Origin of the sequence: Kamptonema sp. PCC 6506, from assembly GCF_000180455.1 — a bacterium.
Lineage (GTDB): Bacteria > Cyanobacteriota > Cyanobacteriia > Cyanobacteriales > Microcoleaceae > Kamptonema > Kamptonema formosum.
This window is the reverse complement of sequence record NZ_CACA01000201.1, coordinates 1-13,242: the sequence shown is the minus strand read 5'-3', so window position 1 is coordinate 13,242 and position 13,242 is coordinate 1. Positions and strand designations below refer to the sequence as shown.

The following is a 13,242-nucleotide window of genomic DNA, read 5'->3' as shown; positions in this document are numbered from 1 at the left end:
TTGGAACTCATGGGTTCATCCATTAGCAGTTAAGAGTTCTATCAAATCTGGCTTAAATATGCCTCTTATTTCTTAGTCCGCGCAGGCGGACTTTGTTTATGTAGTTGCGGTTTCAACCGCCGAACTTATCTGGTTATTTCTCTCACAAATCCTTCATAAACAATAATATAGGTTCCATTTTTTTACCGAAATCAAACTCGGTAGCAAAACACGCTTTCGCATTTTTGCTATAAGTATCAAAGTCACTAAGTATTTGCTGAATTGCCGTCTTAATCTCCTCCGAGTCAGACGGATTATTAATTACAATGCCAAACTGATACTCGTCAACTAACTTGCACAAAGATGGCAAATTGCTCAATAAAACAGGCTTTCCATGCTTCAAATATTCTGCTAGCTTTCCAGAAGCCATAGAAATCAGCGCATAATCATTACCTAAATTTGCATAAAAAGCCAGTCCAATTGTTGCCGCAGCATATACTCTATCGACTTCCTCGTAAGGAACAGGTTGCAAAGAAAGAAATAAGTTTTTTGAGTTAAGCTTTCGCAGCGATTGGATATAGGATTCTTCTTCTTTTCTTTCTTTCCTCTCATGGAAAATCAAAGCATATCCGTCATCAATATGATTAAATGCTTCAGCTACAGTTTTTGCTAAAACGGCATCATTAATCATTCCAGCTTGAAGAATTAAATAGGGGAATTCCTGCCTATTTAAGTTGAACTTTTCCCGGAAAAAATTACCCGAATTTTTAGCTAAAATCTCCTCTTCAGCGGCAAAGCTAGAGTTAGGTAGGTAAAATGGTTGAGGATGTTGATATTCGTAATAACTGGAAAGGTTTTTAAATCTACCTTCACTTTGGGTAATTACACCCACTGCTTTTCTGTAAGCTAGATTAGCCATTTTACTGAGAATTCCTACTGGCTTCCACAATTCTAATGACAAAAATAAAAATTTCTGTCTTAAAAAATATAGGCACAGCATGGCTGTCACATTGCCATAAATATCAATACCGATATTAATATTATTTTTTAAGCTTTGTAGCTGCTGATTGCGTAATTGATGATTCAAAACTTGAAAGAAAAAAATAGAGAGTTTTAGAAGTGGAACTAGAGGTTTTAACCTAGTTCTATTTAGAAATCTGACGATCTTAAAGTCTTTGCAAAAGTAAATTATTTTTACATTTTCTCCAATTTTACCAGGTTGAGCATAGTCATTCTCTGTAGCGTATATTGTGACTACATATCCCTGTCTTTGCATAACTTTAGAAAGGTTGATGATTGTAGGAGCAACGCCGACATATCCCTCGTAAAAAAAGATAGCACATTGCTTAGACATTTTTTTTATTTCCCGCTTCTCTAAGTTTGGCTATAAAATAAACATTCCAAGTTTTAGCTACTGGTTCATTCCCTGTCATCCATTCACCATAAGCTAATAACTCAAACTCATTAATATCCAAAAATAAATCTATTTCTGGTTTAAACAGATATCGCATTTTATGGGTTTCTTCAAGTTCCTCAACTGCATTCCTAGATTTATTTTTGATGAAGACTTGATATCTAACATCCACTAAGTTATGATTAGGATAGAGCGCAGGTTCAGCAATTCGAGTCACAGTAATTTCTTCGTCTTTTAAACGCTTGACTCGAACTGTTGGCGGATCGCCCAAAACCCCTGGGCCATACCAACAATCAAAAATCAGGACTCCCCCTGGATGAAGATGAGCTTTGGCGGTAGCAAAAGCAGCTTGCAAATCGCGATTAGTTGTCTGATAACTGAATACATGAAATAGAGAGATGACGGCATCAAATTTGCGCTCTAGCCTGATGGAACGAATATCTCCTTGCACAAATTGAAGTTTAAATGCTGGTGTTGGAGGCAAATTTAGCTGCCGCTGTTTTGCCTGTTCCAACATATCTAAACTCAAATCTATGCCACAGACCTCGTATTTTGATGCTAGTAATGCCGCGTGGTTTCCTGTACCGCATCCTAACTCTAACAAAGTTTGTGCCTTTGGTGCATATTTTTCCAGTAAATTCTCTACAAACTTTGCCTCAGCCGCATAATCTTTATCTCGGTACAGTAGATTGTAATAGCGAGCATAATTACCGAATATTTGCATATCAATTACCTAATTACTTCTTTAATTACCTGTGCAACTCGTTCCATTTGTGTATCTGTTAAAGCTATGCCGCTAGGAATATAAAATCCTCGCCTAGCAAGTCTTTCAGCAACGGGATAAGATTCCCCTTGAAACAGTCCCATTTTCTTAAATATAGGTTGTTCGTGCATCGGCCAGAAAAAAGGCCGGGTTCCAATTTGATGTTCTGCTAAACGCCGTATTGCTTCTACTGCATCAAAGGGTAATTCATCTTTCAATACTACACCGTATACCCAATAAATATTTTTTGCATAAGTTGTAAAGGCTAAAGGTAATTCTAAACCAGAAATATCTGCTAGTAATTGATTATAAATATAACCCATTCTGCGCTTGCGAGCAACAAACTCATCTAATCTTTCTAACTGTGCTATTCCCAAGGCAGCTTGAATGTTGCTCATTCGCAAGTTCCAGCCAAGTTCTTCATGTACAAACCGCTGCTGTGGCTGAAAACATAAGTTTCGTAATGAACGACATCTTTCTGCTAATTTAGCATCGTCGGTGACAATCATTCCGCCTTCGCCTGTGGTGATATGTTTGTTGGGGTAAAAGCTAAAGGTACTAATATCTCCAAAGCTGCCACAAGGTTGATTTTTATAAGTTTGCCCGTGCATTTCGGCTGCATCTTCTATGATTTGTAAATTGTATCTTTTAGCTAAGTCTAATAGAGGAGTTATATTAACGGGCAAACCGTAAATATGAACGGCCATAATTGCTTTTGTTTGTGGTGAAATTTTGGTGGTAATTTGTGCTATATCCATATTCCAAGTTTCGCGATCGCAATCAACTAAAACTGGTTTAGCACCCGCTCTAACAATGGCAGCTACACAGGATATAATCGTAAAGGTTGGCACAATTACCTCATCGCCTGGGCCGATTTTTAGGGCTGCAACTGCGGCATCTAAAGCTGCGGAACCGTTACATACTGCTATTCCGTATTGGCGACCAACGCGAACGGCAAATTCTTCTTCAAATCGCTTGACAAATGGCCCTTCTGAGGAAATCCAACCACTGTCAATACACTGATTGAGATATTGGCGTTCATTGCCATCTAAAAGGGGTTGATTGACCGGAATTGGTGCGCTCATTTTTTCAAGTTTAAAGTTCTATAGCAATCCTAAATCATTTGTGAATTTCTTACTCCCTCCCCTTAGCAAGGGGAGGGTTGGGGTGGGGTAAAAAATTTACGATTCATTTAGGATTGCTATAATTACCAATCACCAATTAGCAATTACCAATTACTCTGTTCTTATGCAACTACAAACCACTATAATTTAACTTGCTGTGCTGTAATAGCGGGAAAACAGGTTTTATCTAGTTCTCCGATGAATGGCCCTTGCTTGATTTCAATCATTTCTACTTCTTCTATGACTTCAAATCCATGACCGCCTTTAGCGATGAGAATTAAGTCGCCTGCTTCTAAAATGCGGCTTTCTAAATACTCTCGTTCTTCGTTATAAAAATCAACGCGGAGTTTTCCTTTTTTAATTAAGAGAACTTCTTGAGTATAGAAGACTTCTCGTTTAACAGGGTTGTGAATGTGGGGCTGAATTACTTTGCCTGCGGGATGTTTCATGTAGGCAAGTTGTTGGGAAAATGTGTTGGGTGTGAAAAAGCTAACTCCAGGTTTGTTGAACTTGCCAGAAACAATCAGTGCTAATAGGAGATTGTTACAAGTGATTTCTTCAACTAATTTTTGAGTGAGTTGTTGAGTAGTCATAGGGTCAGGTGATTTAATTTTATTTGTTTAATACTTGATTCAAGTGACAGTAGACCTAATACCCTGTTGATACCGCAGTATTTTTACTGCTTTACAAACGCATCGAAAATTGTCTCAATTGTCCTATTGCTTGAGCTACTGGTTTATAATCTGAATCTGGTAGACTAATTACCCCGATCGCGATCGTAGTATTGAAAGTGGCGATCGCTCTAGCTAGGACGTAGCTTGCTAACATTCGCTGTGGTTCTGGAGGTGGCGATCGCTAATTCCCACTATCACCCTAAGTTTTGCCACGCGGACACAGCGATCGCTCTATCCCGAAGGCTAAACCCAAGTCTATGAAATCTAGGAGAGTGGTATGCCAAAACTCACCAACGCTAAAAGCGCCAGCTCAACTCTAACTCAAACTATAACTTTATTTGGCATATATTATTCCCTTTAGCTATTAATAAATTACAAACTTTATGAAATAAAGTCACTTTTTTGATAATTGTAAATTTTCGGTAAAGGGGGTTGAAATATCCAGATTTGTCTGCTAAATTGGAGCTATTTTGACAATTCGAGTCTCTAGTAAGGGAAAGAAGGGAAAGAGAATAAACTAGGGAAAGAAGGAGAAGAAGAGAAAGTTAGGATAACCTTTATAACTCGATCAATTCTTCCACTAGCGCCCTAATTTCAGCGGCCGCTGCTCCTTTAGGCTCTGTTTCTAACACCGTACACCCAATAGTTGCTGATTCTGCGAATGCCACACGCTGACAAATAGCCGACTTCAAAACTGGAATTTGATACCCAGAAAGAGCTTCTGCTACATCCCGCCCAATAGATGTATTAACTATTTTACGATTAATAACAAATACCGATTTCAGCCAATCTTTATAAACAGAAGCTTCTCGGATCAGGCTAATTACCTTTTCCGTTGCCCAAATATCGTAGGGAGAAGGTTGGACTGGAATGAGCACAATATTAGAAGCCATGATCGCAGAACGAGCTAAGTCTGAGACTCGCGGCGGGCCGTCAATCACTACATGGCTGTAACTTTTAGCGATCGCAGGTAAGTCCCGGTGGATCGTAGGACGGTCTAAACCTACGACAGAGAAAGGTAAATCGCTATTTCTAGCCGCCGCCCAATCTCGTGCAGAACCTTGAGGGTCAGCATCCACAAGCAGTATCCTACCACCGCGCAAAGCCAAGGCATGGCTGATGTGAACGGCGATCGTTGTTTTCCCAACGCCTCCCTTTTGGTTTTGAACTGAGATAATCATGCCGTATTTACAAAAATTTTTATTTACTTTAATACATTAAAACATTAAAGTATATTCCTAGCCAATAATTGATATAACTTATAATCACAAGACTTAGCACACAAGCCAAAAACCCGGTTTCTGCGTCAATATTTCTCGTAGAGAGTCACGATTTTTCAAAGAAACCGGTTTTTTACGTAAGTCCTAAATTAATCAAAAAACTGACAATGGATTTTCTACTCAAACCCTTTGATTACGAGTTTTTCAGCCGCGCCTTATTAGTAGCAATGATGGCAGGTCTATTGTGCGGCGTAATTGGGGTTTATATTACAACCCGCCGGATGAGTTACATTGCTCACGGTCTATCTCATGCTATTTTGGGCGGAGCCGTATTGAGCTACGTTTTAGGTTTGAATTTCTACATAGGCTCTGGAATTTGGGGATTTGTCTCAGCCTTACTAATTCAATATTTAACAGGACGCAAAATCTATTCGGATGCTGCTATTGGTATTGTCACTACTGCTAGCTTTGCTTTGGGGGTAGCGATTATTAGTAGTTCTCGGAAATTCAGTCAAAACTTTGAAGCCGCACTGTTTGGAAATGTCCTCGGTGTCACTCCCGAAGATTTGTGGATTGTTACAGGAGTAACTGTTATTTTGCTCAGTCTAGTTTTCGTCTTTTATCAACCTTTACTATTCTGGTGTTTTGACCGAGAAGTTGCCCAAGTTCACGGCGTACCTGTCAAAGCAATGGATACGCTTTTTGCTTTAATGCTAGCAACCTTACTGGTGACAACATTAAATATTTTGGGAGTAACATTGATTATTTCGGCTGTGGTAATTCCAGCTTCGACTGCAAGGCTTTTGAGCGATCGCTTTAGTTATATAATGTTGATTTCAGGCGGGCTAGGAGCTGCGATCGCTTTCGTTGGTGTCTACCTCAGCTACCACTTTGATATTGCTTCTGGAGCTAGTGTTGTGCTGCTATCCACGTTGGTATTTGGTGGCGTTTTACTTGCTACTGGTTATCGCCAAAGCCGAAAACAATATCTACCTCCTATTCACACAAAATAACTTACTTCTTCCTTCTTACTTTTTCCTTCTTCCTTCTTCCTTCTACTTACCAAGCGGTGCGCCACTGTTTCATTTGCTCAATTTCTTTCTGTTGTGAAGTCAAAATATCTTGGGATAAGTTCTTGATTTCGGGTCGATTGGACTTGATTAATGCGTCTTTAGCCATCACTAAAGCTCCCTCATGGTGAGGAATCATCGCATTAATAAATCGTAAGTCAAATTGAGCATCAGCAACACCTAAGTCCATACTCATCATCATGCTATTCATTTGCTCAGGAGTCATTGCCATATTATGACCCATCTTAGCATCGTAAGCTGTTGGCGTACTGCTGGCTTTTGGATACCAATCGGTGCGCCATTGTTTCATCTGATTGATTTCTTTTTCCTGAGCTTTAATAATGTCGCCAGCTAATTTTTTAGTCTCAGCGCGTTGGGATTTATTAAGTACCTCTTGAGCCATATTCACCGCACCTTGATGATGTTGTATCATTGCATCAATAAATCGTAAATCGTAGTCTGCATCTGCCGGGCCTAAGTCCATAGACATACTGTGGTTCATGCCACTCATGCCGCTATTTTGTACTGTCTCCTGCTGATTATTAACTGAGGTTGCTGCGGGTGAAGTTGAGGGTTGAGATTGGCTTGAGGGAGCATTAGAACAACCTGCGAGTATTCCCCCTGCAAGGGCGGCTATGGCGGTGAAAGTTAATGCTACAAAGCCAGTTTTTAAGGATATAAGTTGCATAGAATTCTAGCTCCAATTAAAAAAATACTTTTACTCCTCTTAGTGTTGAGTGTTGCACTTAAATATGAAATTGGGATGAAATTATTGACTCTATTCTGTTAAAAATCATTGTTAGAGTCTAAGTTAAATATGATATAAATTCTAATTTTATTTGAACAGAAATTTAACAAGGGAACTATGTAAAGGGATTGCAACAAAACTTAATATTTAATTGCGGTTTCCCCCTTGACTCTCCTGTTGACTGGAGAGTACAAGATGGAGCTAGTTCAATGAGAAAGCAAATCGATGGTTACTATGACATTACAGCTCAAAGTTCCCAAAATGGCTTGTTCTGCTTGTGTAAACACGATCGCTAAAGCAGTTCAAAGTATTGACCCAGCCGCTAATGTTGAGGCCGATCCTAAGACCAAATTGGTCAAGATTCAAACAGTTAAGCCTGAAAGTGCAATTAGGGAAGCGATCGCAGACGCAGGCTACCCTGCTGCTTAATTTAACAGTTAACGGTTAACTGTTAACAGTTAACCGTTAACTGTTTTGGAATAATTGCGGAGATTAATAATGAATAATGCCAGATTCAAATTGCGAGGAATGAGTTGTGCTTCTTGTGCTAATAACATTGAACAAGCTATCCTTTCTGTTCCAGGTGTGAGAGAATGTAGCGTCAACTTTGGTGCTGAAATTGCCACTGTTACCTATGACTCCCAAAAAACTGATATTAAGACAATTCAAGATGCGGTTGATGTGGCTGGATACACAGCGCAACTCATCCAAGCACAAGATATATTTAGTACAGGTAACGATGCTGAAGAGCGAGAAAAACAGGCAGAAACTCAACAGTTACTCCAGAAAGTTTGGATAGGTGGAATTGTCAGCACCATTCTCTTAATTGGATCTTTGCCAATGATGCTTGGAATTTCTATTCCTTTCATTCCCGAATGGATGCACAATCCTTGGCTGCAATTGGTATTAACTACACCCGTACAGTTTGGGTGTGCTCGTAGTTTTTATGTTAATGCTTGGAAAGCTCTAAAACGTCATGCTGCGACAATGGATACTTTAGTAGCCCTTGGTACTGGCTCTGCGTATCTTTACTCTATATTCGCAACTTTTTCTCCCAGCTTCTTTACGGCTCAAGGCTTAAGTGCTGATGTTTACTATGAAGCATCTGCTGTGATTATTACTCTGATTTTGTTGGGAAAATTGCTAGAGAGTCGTGCGAAAAAGCAGACCTCAGAATCCCTACGTAAATTGATGGGATTGCAACCAAAAACAGCTCGTGTTATTCGCAACGATCGAGAAGTCGATATCCCAACGGCTGAAGTAGTTTTAGGTGATATAATTCTAGTACGTCCTGGTGAAAAAATTGCAGTTGATGGCGAGATCGTGGATGGTTCCTCTACCATTGATGAAGCGATGGTGACAGGGGAAAGTATACCCGTAAAAAAACGACCAGGGGATGAGGTAATTGGAGCCACAATTAATAAAACTGGTAGCTTTAAATTCCGAGCTACGCGAGTTGGGAAAGATACATTCTTAGCACAAATTGTACAATTAGTACAGCAAGCACAGGGTTCCAAAGCACCGATTCAAAGATTAGCCGATCGAGTAACGGGATGGTTTGTACCTGTGGTAATTGCAATCGCGATCGCGACTTTTATTATTTGGTACAATGTCATGGGTAACATTACCATTGCGTTGATTACTACTGTGAGCGTTCTGATCGTTGCTTGTCCCTGTGCTTTGGGTTTAGCTACGCCAACTTCAATCATGGTGGGAACAGGCAAAGGTGCAGAAAATGGCATTTTAATTAAAGGAGCAGAAAGTCTAGAATTGGCGCATAAATTGCAAGTAATAGTTCTCGATAAAACAGGGACGATTACCCAAGGAAAGCCGACTGTTACTAACTTTGTAGCTATTAATGGCACTGCTAATAGTAATGAGTTAAAGCTAATCTCTTTAGCAGCAGCAGTTGAACGAAATTCCGAACATCCTCTGGCTGAAGCTGTTGTGCAGTACGCGCGATCGCAAGGTGTGGATTTAACAGAATCTCAGGATTTTGAAGCGATACCTGGTAGTGGCGTACAAGGATATGTATCTAATCAATTCGTGCAGATTGGAACTCATCGCTGGATGCAAGAACTAGAGATTAATACTAATCCATTACAGCAACACTGGGAGCGATTGGAATATCTTGGTAAAACAGTAATTTGGCTGGCAGTTGATGGTAAGATGGAAGGAATTATGGGGATTTCAGATGCGGTTAAACCTTCTTCGATCGATGCCATTAAAACTTTGCAAAAGATGGGTTTAGAAGTCGTAATGTTAACTGGAGATAATCGCCGCACTGCTGAAGTAATTGCCCGTGAAGTTGGCATTAAACGAGCGATCGCAGAGGTTCGCCCGGATCGGAAAGCCGATCGAGTAAAAAGTCTGCAAGCAGAAGGTAAGATTGTCGCAATGGTTGGAGATGGTATTAATGATGCGCCAGCATTAGCTCAAGCAGATGTGGGAATAGCAATTGGAACGGGAACAGATGTAGCGATCGCAGCTAGCGATATCACTTTGATTTCTGGCGATTTGCAGGGAATTGTTACTGCAATTCAACTATCTCATGCCACCATCCAAAATATTAAACAAAATCTGTTCTTTGCCTTCATCTACAATGTGGCAGGTATCCCAATTGCGGCGGGTCTTCTCTACCCGGTGTTTGGCTGGCTATTGAATCCGATAGTTGCGGGTATGGCGATGGCTTTTAGTTCGGTTTCTGTAGTCACAAACGCATTACGATTGCGAAATTTTTCATCAAATAGGAGTTACGCAAAGAAACGGGGTTTCTCTGAAAAATATCAGTTTCTCAATTAGATATCTACTCAACTAGATATTTAGGAAAAGCCCGGTTTCTGTTTCTGACCTCGACTTGGAGAAAAAATCATGCTTAATCAAGTTTTATTTTTAAGAAGGTTAGCAGGATTGGGATTGTCAATCGGCATAAGTTTACTTCCAATCTCAGGGGGGATTGCCGCAGAAAGCCATTCTAATCCCTCTAATAACTCTGCTCATAAAACTGCTCAATTTCGCTCGATTGAACAGCCATTAGTCAATAAGGTTGCCGTCACTTTTGGCGGATTAGGGCTAATTGGTTTAGAGCTTTGGTGGTTTTTGTTCAGTAAATCTAAATCTCTGAAAGACGATTGATAGGCGATTGCTTTTCAAGATTTACATTTTGGGTTATGGCGCAAGCTCAAAGGTTAAGTAGAAGGAAGAAGGAAGAAGGAAGAAGGAAGAAGGAAGAAAAATTTAGTTATCTAGGAGAGAAGGAAGAAGGAAGAAAAATTTAGTTATCTAGGAGAGAAGGAAGAAGGATTTAGTTACTTGCTTGGGTTTAAAATAGCAATACTGAACAAAAATCACCTATGCGCCTGACATCTCTTGACGTTTTTCGAGGAATTGCGATCGCTTCCATGATTCTTGTCAATAATCCTGGGAGTTGGGATTACGTCTATCCTCCTCTAGACCATGCAGAATGGAATGGTTGCACGCCTACAGACTTAATATTTCCTTTCTTCCTCTTCGCTGTTGGTGCGGCGATGTCTTTTTCCTTATCGAAATATACTGAAGAAAACCCACCGATATCGACAGTTTATTGGCGCATTTTACGCCGCGCAACCTTGCTTTTTCTATTAGGTTTACTGCTTAATAGCTTCTCAATTTTTCTGGACGTACTTCTCAATGGTTCCCCAATTGAGAATTTTGGTAAAATCCGTATTTTGGGAGTATTGCAACGCATTAGTTTAGCTTATTTTTTAGCCGCGATCGCAATTCTCAATCTCTCCTCCCGCAACCTGCGAATACTCGCAGCTACGCTACTTTTAGGCTACTGGGGTGCATTAACCTTAATTCCAGTTCCCGGTTACGGCGCAAACCTCCTGACCCCAGAAGGCAATTTAGGCGCATATATCGATCGCCTAATTCTCGGAACCCAACACCTCTACCGTCAAGGACAATACGATCCAGAATCACTATTGGGCACATTACCCGCGATCGCCACAGTGCTTGCGGGTTATTTTACAACTCAATGGCTGCGAGTTCAACCAATCAAAACTCGTACTACTTGGAATTTAGTAATATTCGGCCTCGCTTCCCTAACAATTGGTCAACTTTGGGGATTCTGGTTTCCTATTAACAAACAACTCTGGACAAGTTCTTATGTTCTTCTCACCGCAGGCTGGGCCATCCTATTACTTGCTATCTGCTACGAAACAATTGAAGTCCGTCGCTGGCAATGGGGACGACCATTTGAAATCATGGGATTAAATGCAATTTTTGTCTTTGTTGCTTCCGGTTTTGTCGCCAGAATCTTACTAAAAACTCACATTGGCAGTGGTGAAAAGCCTCCAACAACCTATACTTGGATTTACGAGAACTTTTTTCGACCTTGGGCCGGCGCGATGAATGGTTCTCTCGCTTTTGCCCTAACTACGGTATTATTTTGGTGGGTTATTCTTTATCTAATGTATCGGCGCGGCTGGTTCTTAAAAATTTGACAATAGTTAACGGTTAACAGTTAACTGTTAACTGTTGTTACCGAGGTAAATTATTAATTAGTTTAGCACCACTTATCTTTATAAGTTTCGATGAATTTATAAAAAAATGCCCGTGTTGTCTCTGATAATCCTTCCAGCGTATTTTGTTGTAAAAAGCACGTTGGAGATGGTACACACCAGTCAGGAGGCGTTCCGTAAATGATATCGAAAGTGCGCCGAGGAATACTGGCAATATAATTACCACGATGAATTCCCCATGCGTCAAAAAATACACCATCTCCCGGTTGAAGATTAATGCTTTGTGCATTGGGCATATCAGCGAAGTTTTTCTCCATACCATTTAATCCTTTCCTAATTTCAAGTTCTTCTGGAAAATCCCAGCGCTTGTGGGAACCAGGTACGTACTCTAAATTATTATCACGGAGAAAACTAATGTGGAGGTGAATGCCAATAGTGTTTTGCATTCTTGCTTTTTCAGTTTCCTCATCTGGCGCGTCAAATTGCTGGTCGCGATGCCAATCTCCGCTGCGAGTATAGCTGGCTGGATTAAAGAAATATTGCGTATTGTAAAACAAAAGCTCTCGCCCAGATATTTGATATAATAGGTTAACAATTTGGGGATTAGCAATAGTATTTAATAAGAATTGAAGCTGACTATGGTAATTAATAAAATAACGTTCTTCAGTTAAAAAAGCCATATTTGTGAAGTTAGCAGCTTCTTCGGGAGCAAGGGATTCCCTTACCCATTGTTCCCAAATGCGATCGCAAATTTTTTTAAGCTCGTCAATCTGTATAACATCTAATAGTTGTGGGATAATAACATAGCCATATTCATCCCATTGGGCTTTAATAGTTGTTGGATTCATTTCTCAATTAAATAATGGGTCAATTTCGACTTTTGTATTATATCCACCTACTCAGTAATTTCTGCCTTTACTTGTGGCAACTGTCAGCCATTAGGATTAAAATTAAGAAAAGTTACGTGAACAGGAAGGCTCTGTCAATGATTCCAACAGTTATCGAACAATCGGGTCGCGGAGAACGGGCCTTTGATATATACTCGCGGCTGCTGCGCGATCGCATCGTCTTCCTCGGACAGCAGGTGACATCTGACCTGGCCAACCTAATCGTTGCCCAACTGCTATTTTTAGACGCAGAAGACCCAGAGAAAGATATTTATCTCTATATCAACTCACCAGGGGGTTCAGTCACCGCAGGGATGGGTATTTTTGACACCATGAACCACATCCGGCCAGAGGTTTCGACGATTTGTCTTGGTTTAGCGGCCAGTATGGGTGCTTTTCTCCTCAGCGCAGGTGCCAAAGGTAAACGGATGACTCTGCCTCATTCCCGGATTATGATTCACCAACCTTTAGGCGGTGCCCAAGGTCAAGCAACTGACATTGAGATTCAGGCGAAAGAAATTCTTTACCACAAAAGACGCTTGAACGAACATTTGGCGGCCCACACTGGTCAACCTCTCAGCCGGATTGAGGAAGACACCGAACGGGATTTCTTTATGTCGGCAGCAGAGGCAACGGAATATGGTCTTGTCGATCTAGTGATTGACCGCCGCCCTTCTGCTACGCGCCCCATAGTTGCTGTCCCTAGTTAGTTACCGATCTCAATTTAATCAGGACTGACGCAGCGATCGCGTAACGCCGCCGTCCCGGTGGTAAAAATACCGCCCAGAGGGCGGCGTTACGAATATTGTCCTAATCCCGTCATTACTGGAATCTTTGATTCTATTCCCATCTTCCCCCTCT

14 protein-coding genes are annotated in these 13,242 nt (G+C 40.7%); 6 read left to right on the top strand and 8 right to left on the bottom strand.

The features are described 5' to 3' along the window. Nucleotides 1–142 precede the first annotated feature (142 nt). The 6 genes from OSCI_RS10570 to parA all read right to left on the bottom strand — a co-directional run bounded on the left by OSCI_RS10570 (nucleotide 143) and on the right by parA (nucleotide 5,135). Complete coding sequence (locus OSCI_RS10570; RefSeq protein WP_007354928.1) at nucleotides 143–1,333, bottom strand: glycosyltransferase; 1,191 nt, start codon at nucleotides 1,331–1,333, stop codon at nucleotides 143–145. Continuing rightward, complete coding sequence (locus tag OSCI_RS10565; RefSeq protein ID WP_007354927.1) at nucleotides 1,326–2,117, bottom strand: class I SAM-dependent DNA methyltransferase; 792 nt, start codon at nucleotides 2,115–2,117, stop codon at nucleotides 1,326–1,328. Before OSCI_RS10565 ends, OSCI_RS10570 begins: the two co-directional genes overlap by 8 nt. 5 nt (nucleotides 2,118–2,122) lie before the next feature. Continuing rightward, on the bottom strand, nucleotides 2,123–3,241 hold the full coding sequence (locus OSCI_RS10560) for a DegT/DnrJ/EryC1/StrS family aminotransferase (RefSeq protein WP_007354926.1): 1,119 nt from the start codon (nucleotides 3,239–3,241) through the stop codon (nucleotides 2,123–2,125). 179 nt (nucleotides 3,242–3,420) lie between these two features. After that, the gene (locus OSCI_RS10555) at nucleotides 3,421–3,873 is read right to left on the bottom strand and encodes a hypothetical protein (RefSeq protein ID WP_007354925.1); all 453 of its coding nucleotides are present in this window, start codon (nucleotides 3,871–3,873) and stop codon (nucleotides 3,421–3,423) included. 91 nt (nucleotides 3,874–3,964) lie between these two features. Then, nucleotides 3,965–4,108 carry a hypothetical protein gene (locus tag OSCI_RS30650; protein WP_007354924.1) on the bottom strand — a complete coding sequence of 48 codons (144 nt, stop codon included), beginning with the start codon at nucleotides 4,106–4,108 and terminating at the stop codon, nucleotides 3,965–3,967. Nucleotides 4,109–4,511: 403 nt separating this feature from the next. Further along, nucleotides 4,512–5,135 carry a ParA family partition ATPase gene (gene parA, locus OSCI_RS10550; protein WP_007354923.1) on the bottom strand — a complete coding sequence of 208 codons (624 nt, stop codon included), beginning with the start codon at nucleotides 5,133–5,135 and terminating at the stop codon, nucleotides 4,512–4,514. A gap of 206 nt (nucleotides 5,136–5,341) precedes the next feature. Here parA and OSCI_RS10545 point away from each other — a divergent pair, with 206 nt between their 5' ends. After that, nucleotides 5,342–6,187 (top strand): metal ABC transporter permease, encoded by an 846-nt coding sequence (locus tag OSCI_RS10545; protein ID WP_007354922.1) that lies wholly within the window; start codon nucleotides 5,342–5,344, stop codon nucleotides 6,185–6,187. 46 nt (nucleotides 6,188–6,233) lie between these two features. On the opposite strand, the gene OSCI_RS10540 is transcribed toward OSCI_RS10545, so the two are convergent. Then, complete coding sequence (locus OSCI_RS10540) at nucleotides 6,234–6,932, bottom strand: DUF305 domain-containing protein (RefSeq protein WP_007354921.1); 699 nt, start codon at nucleotides 6,930–6,932, stop codon at nucleotides 6,234–6,236. Nucleotides 6,933–7,226: 294 nt separating this feature from the next. Between OSCI_RS10540 and OSCI_RS10535 the strand changes: the two genes are divergently transcribed. From OSCI_RS10535 to OSCI_RS10520, 4 genes are all read left to right on the top strand, one after another. Then, a complete protein-coding gene (locus OSCI_RS10535) occupies nucleotides 7,227–7,421 on the top strand; it encodes a heavy-metal-associated domain-containing protein (RefSeq protein WP_026103872.1) in 195 nt (64 codons plus the stop codon). Between the two features lie 69 nt (nucleotides 7,422–7,490). Continuing rightward, nucleotides 7,491–9,794 (top strand): heavy metal translocating P-type ATPase, encoded by a 2,304-nt coding sequence (locus OSCI_RS10530; protein ID WP_007354918.1) that lies wholly within the window; start codon nucleotides 7,491–7,493, stop codon nucleotides 9,792–9,794. A gap of 69 nt (nucleotides 9,795–9,863) precedes the next feature. Beyond that, nucleotides 9,864–10,127: a hypothetical protein gene (locus OSCI_RS10525; RefSeq protein ID WP_007354917.1), complete on the top strand. Its 264-nt coding sequence runs from the start codon at nucleotides 9,864–9,866 to the stop codon at nucleotides 10,125–10,127. A 218-nt stretch (nucleotides 10,128–10,345) separates the two neighbouring features. After that, complete coding sequence (locus OSCI_RS10520) at nucleotides 10,346–11,476, top strand: acyltransferase family protein (protein ID WP_007354916.1); 1,131 nt, start codon at nucleotides 10,346–10,348, stop codon at nucleotides 11,474–11,476. Between the two features lie 62 nt (nucleotides 11,477–11,538). Here OSCI_RS10520 and OSCI_RS10515 read toward each other — a convergent pair whose 3' ends face one another. Continuing rightward, nucleotides 11,539–12,342 carry a phytanoyl-CoA dioxygenase family protein gene (locus OSCI_RS10515; RefSeq protein ID WP_007354915.1) on the bottom strand — a complete coding sequence of 268 codons (804 nt, stop codon included), beginning with the start codon at nucleotides 12,340–12,342 and terminating at the stop codon, nucleotides 11,539–11,541. Between the two features lie 14 nt (nucleotides 12,343–12,356). Between OSCI_RS10515 and clpP the strand changes: the two genes are divergently transcribed. Continuing rightward, complete coding sequence (clpP, locus tag OSCI_RS10510; protein WP_324603629.1) at nucleotides 12,357–13,091, top strand: ATP-dependent Clp endopeptidase proteolytic subunit ClpP; 735 nt, start codon at nucleotides 12,357–12,359, stop codon at nucleotides 13,089–13,091. Nucleotides 13,092–13,242: the final 151 nt, after the last annotated feature.

Coding starts and splice junctions, on each gene's coding strand:
- OSCI_RS10570 (WP_007354928.1), bottom strand. CDS start 1,333: ATGTCTAAGCAATGTGCTATCTTTTTTTACGAGGGATATGTCGGCGTT.
- OSCI_RS10565 (WP_007354927.1), bottom strand. CDS start 2,117: ATGCAAATATTCGGTAATTATGCTCGCTATTACAATCTACTGTACCGA.
- OSCI_RS10560 (WP_007354926.1), bottom strand. CDS start 3,241: ATGAGCGCACCAATTCCGGTCAATCAACCCCTTTTAGATGGCAATGAA.
- OSCI_RS10555 (WP_007354925.1), bottom strand. CDS start 3,873: ATGACTACTCAACAACTCACTCAAAAATTAGTTGAAGAAATCACTTGT.
- OSCI_RS30650 (WP_007354924.1), bottom strand. CDS start 4,108: ATGTTAGCAAGCTACGTCCTAGCTAGAGCGATCGCCACTTTCAATACT.
- parA (WP_007354923.1), bottom strand. CDS start 5,135: ATGATTATCTCAGTTCAAAACCAAAAGGGAGGCGTTGGGAAAACAACG.
- OSCI_RS10545 (WP_007354922.1), top strand. CDS start 5,342: ATGGATTTTCTACTCAAACCCTTTGATTACGAGTTTTTCAGCCGCGCC.
- OSCI_RS10540 (WP_007354921.1), bottom strand. CDS start 6,932: ATGCAACTTATATCCTTAAAAACTGGCTTTGTAGCATTAACTTTCACC.
- OSCI_RS10535 (WP_026103872.1), top strand. CDS start 7,227: ATGACATTACAGCTCAAAGTTCCCAAAATGGCTTGTTCTGCTTGTGTA.
- OSCI_RS10530 (WP_007354918.1), top strand. CDS start 7,491: ATGAATAATGCCAGATTCAAATTGCGAGGAATGAGTTGTGCTTCTTGT.
- OSCI_RS10525 (WP_007354917.1), top strand. CDS start 9,864: ATGCTTAATCAAGTTTTATTTTTAAGAAGGTTAGCAGGATTGGGATTG.
- OSCI_RS10520 (WP_007354916.1), top strand. CDS start 10,346: ATGCGCCTGACATCTCTTGACGTTTTTCGAGGAATTGCGATCGCTTCC.
- OSCI_RS10515 (WP_007354915.1), bottom strand. CDS start 12,342: ATGAATCCAACAACTATTAAAGCCCAATGGGATGAATATGGCTATGTT.
- clpP (WP_324603629.1), top strand. CDS start 12,357: ATGGGTCAATTTCGACTTTTGTATTATATCCACCTACTCAGTAATTTC.